The sequence below is a fragment of the Lachnospiraceae bacterium GAM79 genome (assembly GCA_020735665.1).
Taxonomy (GTDB): domain Bacteria; phylum Bacillota; class Clostridia; order Lachnospirales; family Lachnospiraceae; genus Coprococcus.
In genome coordinates this window covers 2,720,267-2,740,758 of record CP085928.1, presented here as the reverse complement: position 1 = coordinate 2,740,758, position 20,492 = coordinate 2,720,267, and the positions used below count along the sequence as shown (strand labels likewise).

At 41.0% G+C, this 20,492-nt stretch carries 18 protein-coding genes; 4 read left to right on the top strand and 14 right to left on the bottom strand.

Annotated elements, in window-relative coordinates; genetic code table 11:
- Nucleotide 1: 1 nt before the first annotated feature.
- From LK416_12255 to LK416_12240, 4 genes are all read right to left on the bottom strand, one after another.
- A complete protein-coding gene (locus LK416_12255; GenBank protein ID UEA74415.1) occupies nucleotides 2-1,054 on the bottom strand; it encodes a DNA repair exonuclease in 1,053 nt (350 codons plus the stop codon).
- Nucleotides 1,055-2,079: 1,025 nt separating this feature from the next.
- Entirely contained in the window at nucleotides 2,080-3,480 is a 1,401-nt protein-coding gene (locus tag LK416_12250; protein UEA74414.1) for a DUF6034 family protein, read from the bottom strand.
- A gap of 208 nt (nucleotides 3,481-3,688) precedes the next feature.
- Nucleotides 3,689-3,958 carry a sporulation transcriptional regulator SpoIIID gene (spoIIID, locus tag LK416_12245; protein ID UEA74413.1) on the bottom strand — a complete coding sequence of 90 codons (270 nt, stop codon included), beginning with the start codon at nucleotides 3,956-3,958 and terminating at the stop codon, nucleotides 3,689-3,691.
- Between the two features lie 88 nt (nucleotides 3,959-4,046).
- Entirely contained in the window at nucleotides 4,047-5,405 is a 1,359-nt protein-coding gene (locus tag LK416_12240; GenBank protein ID UEA74412.1) for an AAA family ATPase, read from the bottom strand.
- A gap of 367 nt (nucleotides 5,406-5,772) precedes the next feature.
- Between LK416_12240 and LK416_12235 the strand changes: the two genes are divergently transcribed.
- A complete protein-coding gene (locus LK416_12235; GenBank protein UEA74411.1) occupies nucleotides 5,773-6,564 on the top strand; it encodes an arginase family protein in 792 nt (263 codons plus the stop codon).
- Here LK416_12235 and LK416_12230 read toward each other — a convergent pair.
- Complete coding sequence (locus tag LK416_12230; protein UEA74410.1) at nucleotides 6,530-7,903, bottom strand: YARHG domain-containing protein; 1,374 nt, start codon at nucleotides 7,901-7,903, stop codon at nucleotides 6,530-6,532. The genes LK416_12235 and LK416_12230 overlap by 35 nt on opposite strands.
- Before the next feature lie 157 nt (nucleotides 7,904-8,060).
- Nucleotides 8,061-9,401 (bottom strand): MATE family efflux transporter, encoded by a 1,341-nt coding sequence (locus LK416_12225; GenBank protein UEA74409.1) that lies wholly within the window; start codon nucleotides 9,399-9,401, stop codon nucleotides 8,061-8,063.
- A 110-nt stretch (nucleotides 9,402-9,511) separates the two neighbouring features.
- On the opposite strand from LK416_12225, the gene LK416_12220 reads away from it, so the two are divergent.
- Nucleotides 9,512-10,333, top strand: a complete 822-nt coding sequence (locus LK416_12220) for a MerR family transcriptional regulator (protein UEA74408.1) — start codon at nucleotides 9,512-9,514, stop codon at nucleotides 10,331-10,333.
- A 26-nt stretch (nucleotides 10,334-10,359) separates the two neighbouring features.
- On the opposite strand, the gene LK416_12215 is transcribed toward LK416_12220, so the two are convergent.
- Both LK416_12215 and LK416_12210 read right to left on the bottom strand, forming a co-directional pair.
- The gene (locus LK416_12215) at nucleotides 10,360-11,766 is read right to left on the bottom strand and encodes a hypothetical protein (protein ID UEA74407.1); all 1,407 of its coding nucleotides are present in this window, start codon (nucleotides 11,764-11,766) and stop codon (nucleotides 10,360-10,362) included.
- Between the two features lie 574 nt (nucleotides 11,767-12,340).
- Entirely contained in the window at nucleotides 12,341-12,580 is a 240-nt protein-coding gene (locus LK416_12210; GenBank protein UEA74406.1) for a hypothetical protein, read from the bottom strand.
- Between the two features lie 1,117 nt (nucleotides 12,581-13,697).
- On the opposite strand from LK416_12210, the gene LK416_12205 reads away from it, so the two are divergent.
- Nucleotides 13,698-14,477: a YlmH/Sll1252 family protein gene (locus tag LK416_12205; protein UEA74405.1), complete on the top strand. Its 780-nt coding sequence runs from the start codon at nucleotides 13,698-13,700 to the stop codon at nucleotides 14,475-14,477.
- Between the two features lie 279 nt (nucleotides 14,478-14,756).
- Here the strand turns inward: LK416_12205 and LK416_12200 are convergent, their stop codons facing one another.
- The 6 genes from LK416_12200 to LK416_12175 all read right to left on the bottom strand — a co-directional run bounded on the left by LK416_12200 (nucleotide 14,757) and on the right by LK416_12175 (nucleotide 19,703).
- Complete coding sequence (locus tag LK416_12200) at nucleotides 14,757-15,887, bottom strand: GHKL domain-containing protein (GenBank protein ID UEA74404.1); 1,131 nt, start codon at nucleotides 15,885-15,887, stop codon at nucleotides 14,757-14,759.
- A 248-nt stretch (nucleotides 15,888-16,135) separates the two neighbouring features.
- Nucleotides 16,136-16,858 carry a LytTR family DNA-binding domain-containing protein gene (locus LK416_12195; protein ID UEA74403.1) on the bottom strand — a complete coding sequence of 241 codons (723 nt, stop codon included), beginning with the start codon at nucleotides 16,856-16,858 and terminating at the stop codon, nucleotides 16,136-16,138.
- A gap of 34 nt (nucleotides 16,859-16,892) precedes the next feature.
- Nucleotides 16,893-17,240, bottom strand: a complete 348-nt coding sequence (locus tag LK416_12190; GenBank protein UEA74402.1) for a helix-turn-helix domain-containing protein — start codon at nucleotides 17,238-17,240, stop codon at nucleotides 16,893-16,895.
- Between the two features lie 142 nt (nucleotides 17,241-17,382).
- A complete protein-coding gene (locus tag LK416_12185; GenBank protein UEA74401.1) occupies nucleotides 17,383-17,853 on the bottom strand; it encodes a methylglyoxal synthase in 471 nt (156 codons plus the stop codon).
- A gap of 88 nt (nucleotides 17,854-17,941) precedes the next feature.
- A complete protein-coding gene (locus LK416_12180; GenBank protein UEA74400.1) occupies nucleotides 17,942-19,111 on the bottom strand; it encodes an NADP-dependent malic enzyme in 1,170 nt (389 codons plus the stop codon).
- A gap of 103 nt (nucleotides 19,112-19,214) precedes the next feature.
- The gene (locus tag LK416_12175) at nucleotides 19,215-19,703 is read right to left on the bottom strand and encodes a zinc ribbon domain-containing protein (protein UEA74399.1); all 489 of its coding nucleotides are present in this window, start codon (nucleotides 19,701-19,703) and stop codon (nucleotides 19,215-19,217) included.
- Between the two features lie 185 nt (nucleotides 19,704-19,888).
- Between LK416_12175 and LK416_12170 the strand changes: the two genes are divergently transcribed.
- Nucleotides 19,889-20,434: a DUF6512 family protein gene (locus tag LK416_12170; protein UEA74398.1), complete on the top strand. Its 546-nt coding sequence runs from the start codon at nucleotides 19,889-19,891 to the stop codon at nucleotides 20,432-20,434.
- Nucleotides 20,435-20,492 lie beyond the last annotated feature (58 nt).

Genomic DNA, 20,492 nt, shown 5'->3' with positions numbered 1-20,492 from the left:
TTTACTTATCTCCAGTTGCAAGTATTGCTTCTACTCCGTATTTCAGGGCACGTTTGCTGATCTCGTCATCTGCTTCCGCAAATCGATCAATAAACTGTCCGAGAAGGTTATCTTCATTATCCAGATACAATTTATCCAGATCATACTCGCACAACGTATTGTCTACAATCTCATAGATCCTGTAATTCCGCATCAGACCGGAAAAATCCAGCTTCAATCCATTTGCCATGTGACCCGACAGGATGATTCGATAAATGTTCTGAGTACCCATACTCTCCATCTGCTTTGCAAGAACATCCAGAATCTTTGCTCCGCTGTATTCCGGTTTCACGGCAAATCCAAGATTAATATAACTCCGACAGTTAAATGGCTCCCAGCGGATCTTCGTCTCGCCATCCTTGATCTGTCCGTAAATGAAACCATGTCGACCGGTTTCCGTCCGATCAAGAGGCTCCAGCGAACCAGGATATGCCATTTTGTTCTTCACGATATGCTTCGGCTTGTGGATATGTCCGAGTGCACAGTAGTCAAATCCTGCTTCTGCCATCCGTCTGAAATTGATCGGTATGTGCTTCTCGTCTCCGCCATGCGCCAGCAGAATATTAATCGCATCCTTCATCTGCGGCATGATATCTGCATAGACATCCTCTGTGTATTCTACCTGTCCAAAACTGAATCCGGTCACACAGACATTGATATCATCCAGATATGCATTACTAAAAGTATCTGCCGGCATCAACACTGTATTTGATGTAAATTCATAACTCTCCGCCGGTGAACCTTTTCCGATATAATCATGATTTCCTGCAATCATAACGGTTCTTGTATTTGTAAGCTTTGACAGCTTGTAGTCCAGACTTTTCAACTCCTGCAGAGATGGCGGTGCATGGAACAGATCACCGGCGATCAGCAGCAATTCTACTTTTCTTTCTTCTGCCACAGTCAAAAGGCGGTCAAATGTTGATTCGATCTCGTCTGCCCGCTCTTTGCTCCAGCTTTTATCTTTGTCAGGAACGGCGCCCAGATGGACGTCCGCAATATGAATAAATCTCATAGGATGACCCCTTTTCTGTTTCTCAACCAGAAAAACCTCTGGCAACTTACCCTTGATTATACCCCACCTGCCCCCTGATTGGCAATGGAATTATGGATATTCCATTATCAAGCCTGTCCTATCTCCACTACTAACTTGGTTCGATTTCTATTCGATTCGCACGCCTATTTGCCAGCAGTCGCCCAAACTCGTCCTACGGACTCAGACAAGGGCTTGATGCTGGCGGCTAGTGCAAATCTCATTACGAAATCTACACCAACGTTTGTAATGGAGATAGGGCAGGCTTGACAATGAAATATTCCTCGCCTTCCAGCCTATACCCAATCCGTTCATGCTCCTGTGCTAACTCGTCCTCTAGGCTCAAACAAGCACCCACATTCACTGGCAGTATGTCCCTCTCTACGAAATGCTCGCTATGTTGTTACAGGACAGACTACGATACACGATGGACATTCAACTTTCCCATAATACAAAATTGCCTGATTGCCGGTTGACTATATGATATTCCATTAACTCGACTTGATTTTTATTCGGTTCGCACGCTGATTTGCCAGCAGCCGCCCTAACTCACCCTCACGGGTTCAAACAAGGGCTTAGTACTGGCAGCTAGTGCAAACCTCATTACAAAATCTCGCCGAATGTTAACGGAACACCATATACCCAACCGGCAATCAGGCACCTTTTATCAACTGTGTTTAGCGACTGCTGTATATCAATGGTCTATTCTGCAGCAACATAGCGAGCATTTCGTCAGGAGGTGTATATTGTCAGCGAATGCGGGTGCTGGTTTAGCAGACATTAAAAATTGGTCGAAAATATGCCCGGTAGTTGGTATTACAATAACATTGTGAGGATTTCGCAATGAGGTTCGCACTACCTGCCAGCACCAAGCCCTTGTCTGAGTCCGTAAAGACGAGTTAGGGCGACTGCTGGCAAATAAGTGTGCGAACCGAATAGAAACCGGAACACGTTAATGTAACACCAACTACCGGGCATTGATCGAGCAATTTTTAATTTTCAGAAAGTCAGTCGGTTGCACCGGAAATGCCACCAACTGCTTCGGCGAGCTTCATCAGGTCGATGGCAGAGCCATCTCTGGCATCCAGAATTACAACCTGCTCCGGAAGTTCGTGATCTGCAGGGTCTTCGTATTCCGCAAGAATCCAAGCCGGAACATATTCAAATCCGCTTCCATCTTCCTTCTGTTTCAGATAGTAAGACAACGTAATATCGTTAAATGCAATCTGCTTATATGCTGTCGGATATTTGGTATAATACGCTGCTATCGACTCATTTGCTTTCTTAAGCATCTCATCAAAGGATAACAACTCCACCACCTGCGCACTACCATCGGCTTCCAGATAACTGTTCCATAGAGCATCGAGCACACCATTTGCATCTACCTGAATCGTATATTTCTCGATCGGAACATTCACAAATCCATTTGCCTGACGAAGATTATCAGCAGTCCAGACTGCTACATCCGACACTGGCTGATCCATAACCGATCTTATGTATTCAAATGAATATCCATCTACAACCGTCGGCAGATTCTGGTCAGACGAACCATCGTTCCGATACAGCCAGCACAGATCCGATTCACTCTGTAAAATCACATCCGATCCGCCAATCTTTGACAGAAATTCTTCAGCAATCTGCCTTGCCTCATCTACCGACAGTGAACATTCATTAATATCCGATTCCAACTCTCCATATTCATCACCCAAGCCGGTATTGTATTCTTCCAGGCTGGATGTGAATACACCGGTCGCACCTTCCATCGGACGATACTGCAGAAGATCTTCCTTTATCCGAAAAAGAGTATCATTTTCCCCTTCCTGAGGAAAACTTATTCTGTATTCCAGATCACCAACTGTCCCCATATATTCATCTGCGGAATAATCTCCCGCATTTTCTCTCTGCTTTGATGTCGTTTGCAGCAAACGGTTCATACGGTCAATATCCGAATCATAATTCGCTGCATTTGACGGATCTGCCTTTTTCTGCTGCTCGTACAGATCGATATATTCCTGAATATCCTCCTTTGACAGCTTGTCCATATTCTCCATATCATAATAGACATAGACACCCTTATCTGTGTCAAATAACTTTTCTACCAGATTTTTTCGATATTCCGGATCGATCTCTTTCATCTTTACCGGAGCTACATACATTGCACCGGTATTCGGCACAGTAATATCCGAATCTGTCAACCGGATCTCTTTAAGCCCGGTCGATCCTGCGTCAAATGTGGTATCACACGATTCCGGAATACTATATTTACTCTGAACGCTTCCGCCATCTCCATTACCTACATCCACATTATAATCGGTATCCTTTTTTCCACACGCGGACAAGGCTGCAATACATGCAAATGCCGCTGCCATTACCACAAACTTTTTCTTTCTCCATAACTTCTGTCTCATTGTAATCGCCTCCGTTAACTATCTTTTACCCCTTATTCTCGTACATTCTCCTCGTTATATCTATTTTTCATTTTAACCAATCTCATCTGATAACACAAGTAAACTAAAAAAGAGAAGCAATCTTTTTCAAATTGCCTCTCTGCGTCATCATGTCATCTTCTGACTCCATATCTTTTCGCCTTATACCGATCTATGCAAATATTTTTATTCATTGCACCTCTTGTTCTTCCCGTTCATGCAGATATTTCTCTTTCGTTGCCATTCCTCCCCTGATGTGCCGCTCTGCTTTATTCACATCCAAAACGACCCGGATCCTTGCCGCCAGAAATGGATTGATCTTCACCAGCCGTTCCGTCACATCTTTATGTACCGTACTTTTACTTACTCCGAATTTCTTTGCCGTCTGCCGGACAGTCGCTCCGCTTTCCACGATATATTGTCCAATTTCTTCTGCTCTTTCTTCAATATAATCTCTCAAAAAAATTCCCCTGCAAATCTCATTTTTACAATGTATGCAGAGGAATTTTTGTGTATGTCTATCTGATGGAATGAACATAGAATTATTTTTATTCTATTAATGCGCTTAGATCAAGCTTATATAGCATATCTCCCAGTTTTTTTTCCTTATTCAAAAATGTTACCATATAAATAGGATAATATATAATATTGTCTTTTTTATTTACATTACCATTACAGAAAACAAACGCCTCATGAATATTATATCTAGGATTTTTCATGCAATTATTAAGAGCCACATGTCTTTCATAATCTTTTCCTGATTTTATCTCAATAGGCAATACGCAATCTTCATATTCGATAATAAAATCTAATTCTCCAGATCGATTATTGTTATAATAAAACAAATTAAATCCATGACATTTTAACTCCTGTGCAACAACATTTTCATATATTGCACCATAATTTATATTGAGCTCATTCATCAACATTTTCTTTTGAATTCCATTTGCATACATGGCTGTAAGAAGTCCTACATCTGCAAGAAACAACTTAAATAAATTAGTCGATTTGGATATAAGCAACGGTAACATGGGTTCCGATATACAAAATACCGGAAGCGCAACCCCTGCATCCTTCAGCCATATAAAACTATTCTCATATCTGGAAAGCTTAAAATTTTCATTAAGATTTTTCATAATAAATCGTTTATTCTTATTGTTCAATTCACTTGGAATCAGATCAAATATGTCTTCCAAATATAACTTGCTTTCCGGATCATACTTAGCAATATCTTTTTTATATTGCATTATAATCTGGCTTTGCAAATCAATAACATTCTGAAGATTATTTGTATCAATATATTGCTTAACCACCTCTGGCATTCCGCCAACGATCAAATATAAGCGAAATAATTCCAACATTTTTTCATGTACAACTTCATCTACGACTTTTTTGTTTATAAAGCAATCCTTTAATGAGTCCAATATCCGTTGGCTCACATTGTTTGCCATACAGAACTCTTCAAAATCCATAGGATACATTTCTATAACCTGCAAATATCCGACAGGAATTGATCGAATATCCTTTAATTCAACACCAAGAAGAGAACCACTTAATACATATTTATAATTTCCTTCTTCAACCAAAAATTTTATCGCCGTAACTATCTCCTTACACTCCTGTACCTCATCCAAAAAAATAATCGTTTCACCTTTTATTAATTCACCTTCTGTAAATGCCGATAATCTGAGCAAAAAATCGCGTGTATTTTTAAAATCCGAAAATAATTTTTTTGCCTCTTTATTCTCAATAAAATTGATTTCAACAAAAGAAGCTGTGGTTTCCTTTATACATTCTCTAATTATATATGTTTTACCGATCTGTCTGGCTCCAGTAACAAGCAAAGCCTTCTTTTTTGCATCCTGATTCAAAAAATTCAAAATATCATTTTTTATTTTTCTTCTCATTCTACACCTTCTTTCATATTTTCATATATATTATGCCATATCTTCGTCCGTTTATACAAGGTTATTTTTGCATTTTTGTCCGTTTATACAAGGTTATTTTTATATTTTTGTCCGTTTATACAAGGTTTGTACATTATTTATGAACCATGATATAATGAACGCAAAATTATTTGCTCGCAAGGATGCTGATTTTGCGGAATGCATAGAATGTGCGAAGCACATGATATAATGATGAAAAATCGCTTGCTTGCAAGGGCGATTTTTCGAATGCATTGAGCGAGCTATGCTCACGATATAATGAACGCAAAATCGCTTGCTTGCAAGGGTGCTGATTTTGCGGAATGCATTGAAGAAAGAAGTTTTGATAATGAACAACAAACCAAAAAACTACATTCTGGATTTTACACATGTATACTGTGATGAAAATATGAAGAACAACTCGCAGTTTCACTGGATCGACTGCTCTGACATCAATGGCTGTGATCTGTATTGTTCAGATGAAGCTGCTGCCGAGATTCAGAAACGAATCATGCCGTATGGCACTAAAGGTATTCATTTTATTGATTCCGGAAATTTTCATTATATAACAAAGATAACCACCGACCAGATCAAACAACCATTCTCGCTCGTAGTATTCGACCACCATACAGATATGCAGCAGCCACTCGTTAACGAAATGATGAGCTGTGGCGATTGGGCGGGTCTTGTTCTGGATCAGAATCCGAATCTGAAGCAGTTAATTCTGATCGGACCGGATGCAACCGATATTTCTCAGATTGATGCGATACGCAAAGATCGCCTTCTGACTTTTTCCGCTGAAGAATTAAAAAATGGAACTGCCCAAAGGAAATCAACTGACATCCTTTCAGGTGTTCCATTTTATATTTCTATTGATAAAGATGTTCTCTCCACTCGTTTCACGGAAACCAACTGGAATCAGGGTAACATGACGCTTGACATGTTGGAACATCTGCTTGGCATTATCTTAAGCCGTGAAACCATATGCGGCATCGACATCTGCGGTGAATGTCAGCCGGATCTGCCACTACCGGAATATATGGAAGCCGAAGAAAAGAACGAACGGATAAATCATGAATTGGCGGACTTCATCCGATCGCATATTTCTACTTATATCCCATCCGCTTCTCATAGTCGATGATATAGTCTCTATTTGCAATCTCATATTTATTAAATAAAGCGGTATCGTCAAAATCATCCGGATCGATTGTTCCATTGTACCAGCTCTTGGAATTGAAATATGCCCGGTAATCCGGATCATTAAACTTTCTTCCGTGACGAGCATATATTTCATTGAGCGCAAGACGACATTCATCTGCTGTCAGACCATCCAGATCACTGTCCGATATGTATTCCGAATCACTGTTTGGCAGAATATAGTCATCTGAAGTCTGAATTTCATTTGCACTGTAATCTACATTTGCATTTGAATCATACTCTGCACTTTCTCCGCTGAATGTACAGGAATCTTCAAGCTCCTGTACCTCTACCATATGATAATAGTAATTGGCACCTGCGATAGAATAAATCTTCGCTGAGACACATAATACGCCATCTTTATTGATATAAGGTACTGCATCCTTGATATTTGAATCTGCGATTGTCTGATTATAAGTCTCATTCAACGCCTCATCTGATTTATTATCTTCGCCATATAATGACCAGAAATACTGATCCAACGCATTTCTTACCGCGCTTTCATATGCCGAAATATCCAGATTTACTGCTCCAAGCAGATCGTCCTCTGATAACATGACATCCTTTTTCAGATTGATGTTGTAGATCGTGTATTCCGTCGCATCCCAGTCAAAATCAACCGATACCAGCAGAGATAATATGTCTCCATACACAGCCCATTTATAGCCGATTCCTATACAGACATTTCCATCCTCATTCATATAATTTTTTCCAAGCTTCTCGATCTGCTCATTCACATTGCCACACGCATCTCCCTCATAATTGATATGAGGTAAATGATATACTGCCGTATAGCCCTCACACTGAACCTGGGTAGAAATATTCGAATCTACAACCATATCTGCCGAATATGGCGCTTTCGTATCATCTGACTCCTCCGATACTACACTCTCTGTTGTCACTTCTGTATCCTGCCCGGTTGATACCTGCGTATCTTCCTGCTCCGTCGCTTCCGTGGTCTCTACAGTCTTATCTGCATCTCTTCTATTATCAGATAACTTGCTTTCGACTTTATAAACCACAAATCCTACAATCACTGTTAATACAGCAATCCCCACAACGATCAACAACCATTTCTTCCATCCCGATAAACCACCCGAAGATGGTTTCTGTGGCGGTTGCGATCGTAAAGGTTGCCCCTGCATCTGTACTGAATTCGGATCATATTGATTCGTTCCCACATTCATCTGTGAAGTCCGCCCCTCTTCTTCTATCCGCATACCACAATTCGGACACACCGACCAACCATCCTGTAATTCACATCCACAATTACTACAAAACATATTTTCACCTGTCCCTTCCATATATAGTCAACCATTCAAATTCCATTTGAATTCTCCAAGTTTATTTATAACAGAATCGGAACCGCGTGTAAAGATTATGCTGAATCAACTACAATACCAATACGAATCTAAAAAGCAACTGTCTAAAAGAATTCATCTATCCTCTCAAATAATTCTTCTCCCCCTTGCCAATAAAATACACCTTATGAAACGGCACAGTCACAAGAAGCGTCACCGCTTCCGCGATCGGTACAGCCAGCCACGCTCCATAGATCTTAAGGAAATGCGGCAGGATCAGAAGACTTAACACCGTAAAGATAAATGTCCGGCTGAATGAAATGATCGCCGACACCTTACCATTTGAAAGGGCAGTGAAGAAGCCGGAGGATGTAATATTCAACCCGCTGAACAGGAAATTGATCGCAAAAATCTTGAATCCGATCTCCGCCAGTTCAAATGTTGCCGGGTCATGTGTGAATACCGTAATGATCCAGGTCGCAAGCACCTCTGCAATAACCGTCAGAATAACCGCCGATACCGCCACAAAAAGGAACGCAATCTTATAAATACTCCGAAGTTTTTTCTTATCCTTTGCGCCATACTGGAACCCAACGATCGGACTGATCCCGATTGTAAATCCCAAATAGAATGCATTGAATAAAAATTGTCCATACAGCAGAATTGAGATAGCCGCAACTCCGGCTTCTCCTGCAAGCCGCATCAGAACAAGATTGAACAATACCGTTACAACAGAATTTGAAAGCTCTGATACCATCTCTGAAGAACCGTTATAGCAGGCATGTCCAAGCTCCCGCAAGGAAAGCTTGAATCCGGTAAACCGAAGCTCACCTTTGGAGAACATGAAAAATACAAGTCCGGCAATCGCGGGAATGCACTGACCGATTCCTGTTGCAAGTGCCGCACCTGCAACTCCCATATCACAGATCACGATCAATACGTAATCAAGAACAGCATTTACAATACCTGCACCGATCATAAGCAGCAAGCCCATCGTTGGCCGTCCCGCTGTGACCAGATACATCTGAAACAACGTTTGCAGCATACAGGCAGGAATGAATAAGCTCACCATTCCCAGATAACTTTTACAGTCTGCCAGAAGCACTTCATTGGAACCCAGCAGTCTGGATATCTCTGTCAGGAACACCTGACTGATCACCACGATCACAAGACTGACCAGAATACATACCGTGACAAACTGAGTCAGGCTCTCACATGCTCTCTTTTTATTTTCCTCTCCAAGATATTTGCTAATGATCGCATTTCCACCCGATGCCAGCATCATGGCAATGGCGATTGCCACATTTACTACGGGATATACGATATTTAACGATGATAATGCATTACTTCCGACAAATCGGGATACAAAGATACCATCCACGATTGTATACAACGACATAAATACCATCATGATGATTGACGGTGCCGCAAAACTCAGCAGCGACCATGGCGTAATGCGACGATTTAATGATTTACCCATTTTAACAAGTCCTCTCCGTTTTATAACACTTTTCTAATTGACAAAGCCAAGCATATACTATAGGGTAACCCTATAGTCAAGTGTAATTTTGAAAATGAAAGGAAATTCAAATGAATAAAAAGATATATATGACGACCGGCGAGTTCGCCAGGATCATGCGAATAACAAAAGAAACCCTGTTTCATTATGATGAGATCGGTTTATTTCAGCCGGAGCTCACCCAGCCAAATGGTTACCGCTATTATTCGATCTATCAGACTGAGATTCTTGACACCATCCTTCTATTAAAAGACCTAGGTATGCCGTTAAAAGAGATCAAACAGCAGCTTGCCAACCGTGATCCGGCAAAGATGCTCCATATATTAGAAGAACGTGAACATCAGATCAATACAGAGATTGCCAAATTACGCTCCATGGAAAAATGGATCTCGCAGCAAAAGAGCAAGATCCATTTCGCTATGCAGATCGATCCGACAGCCATCTTTATTGCTGACTTCCCGGAACGCTACTATCTCTATGCAGAAGCACCAACCGCTACAGATGCTGAACTGTATCGAAAAACCGATGACCTGATCAATCTTCTGCTAACGGTCGGTTCTACTTTTAAAAATGATTATGATATGGCATATTTCCAGCATGCTTCCCATATCGAATCAGATAAGTACGCTGTCTATGATAATGTCGCCCTGTTGTTAGATAACAAGCCTTACGGGCTTCCTGTCCATACCTTGCCTGCAGGAAAATATCTCACCGCCTACCACACCGGTCACTGGGATACGATCGGCGATACTTACGACCGCCTGATGACCTTTAAACATGAGCACAACATACATACTTCCTCTGAATATCTGGAGCACAATGTTATAGACAGCTTCACTGCCGAAGACCCGCAAGACTACATTACCGAGATCACTGTAGCCATAGAAGCATGATCTACATTTTTATATAAGGGTTCCGCTTAAAACTTCTCAAAGAAATGATATTCGTACAGGTTAGTCAGCTTCTTACCTGTCAGCGCCGCATAGGTACGGAGCAGCGAGGATGCACAGCCTGCCACACCGACATACAGTCCCGGATAACTGACAACTCTGGTCGGGATCGTTCTCCACCAACTGTCATACCAGGTACGGAGTCCCGGTGTCCGGTGATCTGAATCGGAAAGCATTACATCAGCAGTACGGATCATATAATCATAGAACTCTTTCTCCCCGGTATATTCATACATGGCAGCAAAATGCTCCAGAATACCTGCTGTTCCACAGCACTGGCACTGGCAGTTCCAGAAGCCCCAGGAATGTTTCTCCGGCGCACCGGCACGGACGATACCACGCGATAATTCGATCGTCCAGTTCCGGTAGATCTCCTCTCCGGTAATCTCATATAATTCACGAAATGCCAGCGTACTTCCAACCGGGCCATGACATGTACTGAGGTAATATTTGTCATATGTCGGACCTGTTACCGGATGATCCTGATATGGGATCAGTCGTCCGGTCTCATCTCCAACTGCGATATTCATTGCGTATGTAAGGCCTTCCTTTGCCAGCTCCAGATATTCCTCTTTCTTTGTATCCTGATATAAGGCTGCGAACATCCATGCCGTTCCAGTCGTTCCATGTGACCAGTTCGGGAATGTCGTATCCTTCTCAAAATCGATCATCGACAGATCAAGCAGCTTCCAGAACTTTCCACCATTTGGCGCAGGAAGGGCATCCTGTGCGATCCGGTCTGCAGCCGCACATGCGGTATCCAGATATTTCCTGATACCGGTCTTACGATAAAGGATATCTAAGAATACGATAAATCCGCCATCTGCGGTGATATCCTCCTGATCACTCCAATGCAGTCCTCTCTCATCGGTTACTGCTGCTTCAAGCAGGACATCCGCAACATATAATACATAATCCCGATATTCCTGTTTTCCTGTCACCTGATACAGGTCTTCAAGGAAATATGCCTCACCAACCGGACCATTATAAGGGCCTGCCGCCCAGCCCGGAACCGGAATAATACCCTTTACTTCTGAATGAAGCGTCGTCTGATACCATTCCACTCCAACCTTCGTTGCAATGATATGCGCCGCCGCTTCCTCCGCCTCAGTCAGCCAGCGTGTGTCTCCGGTTGCTTCATACAGCCGAATAAAGAAAATACCAATACCTGCCGAACCGTCATACATACTCTTCGGCGTAAATAACGGAACATCCTCCCGATATCCATCCTGTCCTTCCGGCAACGCCTGCCAGATTCTTCCATATTCCGTCTTAATCGCCAACGTATCGATCCATTCCGCCGTATCAATCGCCGCTTTTAAATAATCTTCTGCTGTATTCTTCTGAAAAATCTCCGGTGTGATCAACTTTGCCATATCTTCGTCTCCTTTGTAACTTTATCATATCCTATAAAACCTTCTCGCTCTGTCCCAGTTTATCTCGCTGTTTATTTTCTCATTCTCCATCCATTCCTGTTTCATCGCTTTTATTTCCTAGTATTTCTATATGATATGTTATACATGTATTTTCAAATTAAGCAAGCCTTAAAATCTCACGATATGTCCAAAGCTCAACTAGTATTCCATCAAAACTACATCATGATCTCATCAAAGACTGTACCGGAATCCCGTCCTTGCTGCTGATAGAATGTTTATAATTTCTCCATATGTATGTCCCTCTGTCTGTCATCGGTAATAAATATTAATAAGATTTCCGTTATAAAATACAGCTTGCCAGCATATGTGGGCGCATGTTTGAGCCGAAGGCGAGTTTGCGCAGGAACGTATGCGAATCAGGCAGGTGTATTTTATAGGAAATCGAATGCATGAATTACAAGGGGATGAGCAGCTAGATGAGGTATCCGTACGAACATGACATCTACAATAGCAAAGGCGGGACTCCGGTGTAGCTCTGTTGAGGTTCTGGTAGATTCTGACGGATTCCGGTGGACTACTGCTCATCCTCCAACATCTCCCGGTCCTTCTCCATCTCCTGCACAACCCCAAACGCCGACAGCTCATCCGCAAATTCTTCCATATAATCTTGATAATGCTCCATCAGCTCTGCCTGAACCGCATCCACGCTCTTCTGTTTACCCAAATGACGCTTCTTATCCACACCATGCTTCCGGCTTTGGCGCATCCCCGGATATTCCTGATCTGCAGTCCTGTTTCTTCTATTAAATAACATATCCCATTCCTCTTTTCATGCAAAAAGAAACTACCATGCATATAAGCCATTCCAGTTTCCTTTCTTTATAAAAGAGTATCGACATCCAGAGAGCGATTTATACCATTCCGTCTGCTGTATCAATTAAACATAAATAAAAACCTGGGGGAAATTGAAATTATGTATAGAAACATCATAAATAAAAATTTTTAGGGAAATTAATTATAGAAAGGGCTTGAGCCCCAGTAATTAATACTGAGGCTCATTCTTAAAGGAGAGGTCATGGAGGATTCCAAAAAGGGGGGGTTTGGGGGGGTTTGGGGGTTATGGGGTACATTACATCGTAATATAGGGATTATACGAATTCGTGCATTGGGAATCCTCCATCATATCTATTCAAATGTTAAGTAATTGTCTTTTTTTTACTTACTACACTGTAGTAACTTCTTTCAAGATGTTCGTTTTTATTTCCTGTCCATCTCTTATGGTGCTATGATAACAAATCATTTCATATTTGTAAATATTGCATAATAAATAAAGTTTTCCGGGTTTTATGGTTCTTTTTGCACAAATTTTACTAAAAATGAAATATTTATGATTATTTTGACCGATTCTGCCTGTCTTGTTTTGTTAAATTTACTACTTCTTTACTTATTCAATCAAATTCAATCACAGCACTTTCATTTTGCGTACGACGTTTTTCGACATTTAACGACCCGGCGCATCCGATTTTTTGTGAATTTATTGTGAAAAATGCCATTTTTAAAAAATTTTTGAATATATGTATCGCGTAGCGTTTTCTTTTTTATTTTAACAATATCTATCCGGCATAGAATTTCGTCAAAAAGTTTTTTAGCAATCGAAAAAAGGAGCTCAACTCTGAGCTCCCCGTTCTTCGAACTTTATACTATGCAAAATTAAGACGTCTGTCACAATCTTACTGACCCCGTGTTCGGAATCCTCTTCTATCGCGCCAGACGCTTTACACAATATATACGTTTCATTCTGTTTTGTCAAGAATAATTTTAAAAAGTTAAGATTCTCTCTACAAATCTCTCTTTACAAATATACCCAATAATTTTATCATTCTACATAGAATTCAAAGCACACGTCACACCGGAACAGGAGGAACAGCAGCATGAACACCGATTTCTTATTACAGGGTCATTTAAATGATCTGGCAAACAAAGCCTACCAAAAGAACATTTACACATTTACTAATTTTTTGTCTGCATCCGACCTGGATATTTTTTATAGTATGCTACCGGATATTTCTCATATTCCATATGAGATTTTCGGAGGAAGAGACGGCTGCGACCGCGTAATGATACGATTCGGTTCCGAGGACACAACAGGTTATGATTTGCCCTTTCCTATCACGATTTTACAAATTACTCCATTGATGGACAAATTCTCAGATGAATTATCTCATCGTGATGTCCTTGGCTCTCTGATGAATCTTGGTATTGAACGTGAGATGACCGGAGATATCATCATGAAAGCATCATCCAGAAGCGGCATCCGAAACACAGCCTATGTCTTCTGTGTGTCTTCTATCGCTGACTATATTTCCGAGAATCTGACCCGCATTAAACATACATCCGTGCGCTGTATCCCATGTCCGGACTCAGATCTACCTGACATCACCTCTACTCTTGAAGAATGTCAATGCATCGCTGCATCCGAGCGAATCGACGCTGTGATTGCAGCTGTTACCAAGTTATCCAGAAGCCAGACCGTTATCCTGTTTCGGGAGAAAAAAGTCTTTCTCAACAACCGTGTTCTTGAAAATAACAGTTACACACTAAAACCGGACGACACTTTCTCCATCCGCGGCTACGGCAAATTCATCTATAAAGGCTGTGGCAAAGAGACACGGAAAGGACGCATCTACATCACTCTGGAAAGATATGTGTAGACACATATATAATAAGCAGTACAGTCCGTATAACACAGCCTGTACTGCCCATTTTGACATCTTATGAATTTTTAATTTTACATCCTGTCAAATCCATTCTTATCTTCCCGCATCCGGCGCCTGAATACCGGAATTACAAATGTCCGACAGCTGTTATCTGTATATGTCTCGCTACCCTCCTTTTCATCTGTTTTCTTCGACAGCCTTTCATATCTGCCGACACCCACACTATACACAAAAAAGGAGCATTTTTATCACAAATGTAATAAATGGTATGTCTCAATGTAACTTTTGGTAAGTAAGCTCCAAAATTATCATTACTATGTACTCGCAATTCGTCCTTTTTATATCCATCGTTCCATTATAATAAGCAACAATTTCCCTCATGATATGCAGTCCGATTCCATGCATTTCAGAATTTGCCACTCCATTTTTTATACCCGGAACAAACGACTCTCCACATCCGTCAGAAGATCCGGAATCTGTTGATCTGTTTTCACATTCATCCACGGTATTTTTACAATGGATCAGAAGATTTTGCCGATCATAAACCATCTTGATCCAAATCTGTCCTCCTAGTCCGGTATGACGAATCGCATTATCCAGTATATTTCCAAGCAGCATATTCAGATGATAGTCACTGATTGCAAGATCTGTCGGTATTGAAGTCTCCACCGTAAGTCCGATCTGCCGCTGATCCGCTTCCGAACGCTTACAGGAAAGAATGGCATCTGTCATAACATGACCACTTATAACCTCACGCGACGAAGTGATCTGGATCACGCGGTCATATTCCTGTTCTAGCTTTTCATATTCGCCCCGTTCCAGATAAATCCGTTCTAACATATACTGCTTCTTCAGATCATGCCGAAAACGCCTGTTTCTTTCCCAAGCTTCTCCAAGCGAATGACAATAAGCACGATACTGTTCTGCCTGTCTCTGAATATTCCAGACAAATACTGTCGAACTTCTCTCATTTCTTGTTCTCATATAGAGATCCTGCGCCATCAAATTAATACTGTAGACAGCCATGGTCATCCAGACTATCCGACACCTTGTATTATCCATAAAAAAAGTTCCTATAACCACCATGGACATACATGGGATCAACACAGCCTCCAGCCAATCAGAAAAATACAGATGATGATCCAGACGATCTGCTTCTATAAATAATTTTTTTGTTTCAATTTTTTGAAATCTGTTATTATATCGATTAAGTAAGAATTTGTAGATTAGAATATAGATCTTTATAAACAGACACACCAGCAAATTTGAAAGAATAATGCGATACATCTCTATCGGGACAGCCGGTCTTCCCTTCATCTTTTCAAGCCATCCATGTTCTGCAAATACAACATGGATGAATATCTTTGCAATAACCTGCATTAATACAAGATAAACCGAGGTCAATAAAGCTTTTTTCTCTGCACTATCAAAAAGTAATTTAAAAAATAAAAAGTACAAAAAAAACAAACTTACAAATACCAGATTTTTATATATTGATATCATGCGGGAAATAATGCAGTAGACACACAACCATATCATTTCCAGCATGATCTCTGTTGTACTTTTATATTTCGACCGATGATATAACGCATGCCCCAAAGATCTTATATTCCAAAGATAGAATAGATCAGACGCCAGCGTGATCATCCGGATCAAAAATTCATTCCTTCCAGCCACTTTGTATAGTACTCACGCACCCGGCTTCTTTTATCCCGGCTGATCATCAATTCCACGCCATTACTCATACCTACGCAAGTATAGGAAATCGTTCGAATATGATTCGTATTTACGAGAAAAGACCGATGGATCCGAACAAACCTCTGCTGTCTTGTTCCAAGATACTCCTCCAGATGTTCCAGCTTGTCATAAAATTCATATGTCCCGGAAGTGCAAAAAGCTGTTATCATACGCTTATTGCTTTCCAGATAAACAATATCACCAATTTTGATAGAATAATAAACTCGATTCTGACAGAATGTTAGAAGCTCCGTGTCATTGACAACACGCTCTAAAACCTGATCTAATGTTAAAAGAAGCCTGTCTGCCGCAACCGGCTTATCAAGAAACTGAAAAGGCTGAACATCAAAAGCCGCCTTATAATATTCACTATACGCAGATATAAAGACAAGAATAATGGATGGGTATTTCTCCCGTAGTATTCCTGCTACCCGAATCCCATCCATTCTTGTTAATTCAATATCCAGAAAAACAATATGAAACATTCCGGCATCTTCCGTTCCCAGCAATAATGCTTCTCCATTTTGATAAGAATATAGCTGATAATTAAGATTTTTCTGTTCCATATGTTGTGTAATTACACTCTGCATCTCTGTGAGCATAACTGCATCATCATCACAAATTGCTATTTGTATCATTTGTCCCCCCCGATTATATTTATCTGATTACCGACTATTTGGTTATATCCATAAGCATGATCAGCTTATCAAGAACCGCCAGTAACTGTTCTGTCTTTGCAGTACCAAACCGCTGAAAAGATACATATTTCTCCAGTTCTCCGCCTTCGACCTTATAGTCATAGCTTATACTATCCTGAAGATAATAATCTGCGGGAACATCAAATGCATTCACCAGCTTTACAAAACAGTCCAGGGAAACATCTGCTTTTCCTGTCTCAATCCTGCTAATATATTTATCTGCAAGACCAGTCTTTTCTCCAAGTTCAGCCTGAGTCATCCCATGTTTCTTTCGGATCTCTCTAAGACGTTGACCAAACATCTCTTTATCGATTCCTGCCAAGTTGTCCACTCCAATTATGTTTATTCTATAATGTGTACAAAAGCTACTCTTGTATTCTGTCAAAAAAAGTCACATTATAGAACAACCTGGCAGGGCAATTTCTAACTGAACGTGGAATTTATTTCGTATTTTTCTATCTGTTTTATAAAGTTTCCGCGCGCTGTTTGATATTTTTCTTGAAATTGATAACCTTATGGTCATATTCCTGATCCATATACTTGGAATTGATCATAAAATCAGCAGTTGATTTATTATTTGCGATTGGAATATCATATACCTGTGCAATACGAAGCAGCGCTTTTACATCCGGATCGTGTGGCTGTGCCGTCAGTGGATCTGAAAAAAAGATTACCATATCGATCCTGCCTTCTACGATCTTGGCTCCGATCTGCTGGTCACCGCCTAAAGGACCGCTGTTATATCCGCGAACCGGCAGTCCGGTCTTATCTGCGATCATCCGAGCTGTTGTTCCGGTTCCGCAAAGAAAATGATTCTTCAGTATGTCCTTATTGTCATTGCACCACTCGATCATCTCAGCCTTTTTGCTGTCATGTGCGATCAGTGCGATATTCTTCTGTCTTTCAATCGTGAGTGTCACAAAATCATCTGTCATATAAGATCTCCTTTCTGTCCAAACCTGCAGCTTACCTGCCGGAAATTGTTACTGTATTACCGGCCATCAGATTTTCAGCAAGTCTCTGTTATTTTGTTATACCAAGCTTATGTGCTTCATCCGCAACTGCCTTAGCTACCACTTTTGCTACTCTGTCATCAAACGCACCCGGAATAATGTACTCTTCATTTAATTCCTCATCGGTTACGATAGATGCAATAGCTTTTGCTGCTGCCATCTTCATTTCTTCTGTAATACCTGTTGCCTTCGCATCCAGTGCTCCACGAAAGATACCGGGAAATACCAGAACATTGTTGATCTGATTTGGATAGTCGGAACGTCCTGTCGCCATAACACGAACGCCGCCCTTCTTTGCTTCCTCCGGCATAATCTCCGGTGTCGGATTCGCCATAGCAAATACAATTGGATCTGTGGCCATGGATGCTACCATCTCTGCCGTTACAATATTCGGAGCCGATACACCGATAAATACATCCTTGCCCTTCATGATCTCCGCAAGATTTCCAGTCTGTCTGTCTTTATTTGTAATCTCTGCCATATCTGCCTGTGCCGGATTCATCCATTCCTGACCCGGACAGAGAGCACCCTGCTTATCAACCAGAACTACGTTTCCGATACCTAGCTGAAGAAGCAGCTTGCAGATAGAGATACCCGCTGAACCTGCACCATTAATTACAACATTTGCTTTATCGAAATCCTTACCTACCAGCTTCAGTGCATTGATCAGACCTGCGGATACAACGATAGCTGTTCCGTGCTGATCGTCATGGAATACAGGGATATCCAGTTCTTCCTTTAATCTTCTCTCAATCTCAAAACATCTCGGTGCTGATATATCCTCCAGATTGATACCGCCAAATACAGGAGCGATCCGTTTTACGGTTTCTACAATCTCATCTACATCCTTTGTATCAAGACAGATTGGGAATGCATCCACTCCACCGAATTCTTTGAACAGGATCGCTTTGCCTTCCATAACAGGAATCGCAGCTTCCGGTCCGATATCTCCAAGTCCGAGAACTGCTGTTCCATCGGAAACAACCGCTACCATATTGCCCTTACATGTATATTTGTATACATCAGCCTTATTGTCACGGATCTTTCTGCATGGCTCTGCAACACCCGGTGTATATGCTGTGCTTAAGTCGTCTCTGTCTTTGATCTTAACCTTTGAGATGACCTCAACCTTTCCTTTATTCTCCTCATGCATCTTTAAGCTCAGGCTATTGTAATCCATTTGTATAACTCCTTTATTCATTGATTATTATATCTGAAGCCATCTTCCATATGGCCATCATATGTACATTCATTCGCAGGCACGTTGTAAACCCAGAAATTTTTTACATATTCATACTACCCCCAAGAATTGCCAGTCCGCCTGTTGCCGCTATGATCAATACTACTACCAAAACTATAATTGTAACGCAGAAATAAGATCTTGCAAAATTCTTCAGGTTTACATTCTTTGTTCCGCCCAGTGCAAAAACAATCAGAAGGATAAATCCTATTATAGGAATCATAAACAAAATCTGATATCCAAAATATCCCCACATGGAAATCGGCTGAAATTCGTAAGGCAGATTTTCTTTTGTTATTCTCTGATTATAAACAACCTGCTGTGGAGGTGTTGTATATGCCTGCTGACTATACAAATTCTGCTGTCCATATGTTCCAGCATTTTGTTGAGCATATGTACCTGCATTCTGCTGTCCATATGTATTCTGATTCTGCTGAGTATACATATTACTCTGCCCATATAATGCCGCTCCACATCCCTGACAGTACTGCTGTCCATCTGCATTTTCTGTTCCACAATTGTTACATTTCATCTCTCTCATCCCTCCTGGTGATCATCTTATCAGCCATTAATCTTGCTATATCTGTTACTGATATAATCAACAGCCGATGTTTTTGCATATATTCTGGTTTTTGTGAATATATTATATAGATATAATAACATAAATTGCTGGCATATAACAGCAATTAATACCACAAAATAATATGGAGGATTTCAATGAATCAGTCTGTTAAACACAACTTTTTTATCTGGAGTGTTTTCTCTTCCATCTGTATTGTGATACTTGGAAGCGGCTGGCATTTTCTATATGCCATCTTAGAGAAAAGTAATCTGGTCGCCTGGTGCACACCGATCAATGAAAGTATCTGGGAGCATCTGAAGCTTACCCTGTATCCGGTGCTCATCGTTATGCTGATTCTTTATGGTCTGCATTTTATTCCCTGTGGACCTTCGATCCATAAAGTGATCCTGATGATCTCAGCCAGCGTCTGCATCTCAGATCTGATCATTGTCAGCATCTATTATGTGTTCTCCGGCGGATTCGGACTTACCGGAATGTCTATCGACCTTACAGCCTATGGCATCGGTATTCTGGCAGGACAGCTTCTAAGTGTGATTCACCTGCTTTCGCTCCACCAGATTCCAAAATGGGTGTATAGTATCGGTTATATTCTTCTGATCGGACTTATCATTATTACAGCTGTATTCTCTTATAATATCCCAGATCTCCCGCTCTTTGTTCCGCCTGATCAGACGGTATGAAAAAAAGGTGACAGTCAACCCACAGCAGGTGGATGGTCAATTGACTCATTTCGATTTC

Excerpts from the sequence above, each read along its gene's own strand:
- LK416_12255 (UEA74415.1), bottom strand. The coding sequence starts at position 1,054 with ATGAGATTTATTCATATTGCGGACGTCCATCTGGGCGCCGTTCCTGAC.
- LK416_12250 (UEA74414.1), bottom strand. The coding sequence starts at position 3,480 with ATGAGACAGAAGTTATGGAGAAAGAAAAAGTTTGTGGTAATGGCAGCG.
- LK416_12240 (UEA74412.1), bottom strand. The coding sequence starts at position 5,405 with ATGAGAAGAAAAATAAAAAATGATATTTTGAATTTTTTGAATCAGGAT.
- LK416_12235 (UEA74411.1), top strand. The coding sequence starts at position 5,773 with ATGAACAACAAACCAAAAAACTACATTCTGGATTTTACACATGTATAC.
- LK416_12230 (UEA74410.1), bottom strand. The coding sequence starts at position 7,903 with ATGTTTTGTAGTAATTGTGGATGTGAATTACAGGATGGTTGGTCGGTG.
- LK416_12225 (UEA74409.1), bottom strand. The coding sequence starts at position 9,401 with ATGGGTAAATCATTAAATCGTCGCATTACGCCATGGTCGCTGCTGAGT.
- LK416_12220 (UEA74408.1), top strand. The coding sequence starts at position 9,512 with ATGAATAAAAAGATATATATGACGACCGGCGAGTTCGCCAGGATCATG.
- LK416_12215 (UEA74407.1), bottom strand. The coding sequence starts at position 11,766 with ATGGCAAAGTTGATCACACCGGAGATTTTTCAGAAGAATACAGCAGAA.
- LK416_12210 (UEA74406.1), bottom strand. The coding sequence starts at position 12,580 with ATGTTATTTAATAGAAGAAACAGGACTGCAGATCAGGAATATCCGGGG.
- LK416_12205 (UEA74405.1), top strand. The coding sequence starts at position 13,698 with ATGAACACCGATTTCTTATTACAGGGTCATTTAAATGATCTGGCAAAC.
- LK416_12195 (UEA74403.1), bottom strand. The coding sequence starts at position 16,858 with ATGATACAAATAGCAATTTGTGATGATGATGCAGTTATGCTCACAGAG.
- LK416_12185 (UEA74401.1), bottom strand. The coding sequence starts at position 17,853 with ATGACAGATGATTTTGTGACACTCACGATTGAAAGACAGAAGAATATC.
- LK416_12180 (UEA74400.1), bottom strand. The coding sequence starts at position 19,111 with ATGGATTACAATAGCCTGAGCTTAAAGATGCATGAGGAGAATAAAGGA.
- LK416_12175 (UEA74399.1), bottom strand. The coding sequence starts at position 19,703 with ATGAAATGTAACAATTGTGGAACAGAAAATGCAGATGGACAGCAGTAC.
- LK416_12170 (UEA74398.1), top strand. The coding sequence starts at position 19,889 with ATGAATCAGTCTGTTAAACACAACTTTTTTATCTGGAGTGTTTTCTCT.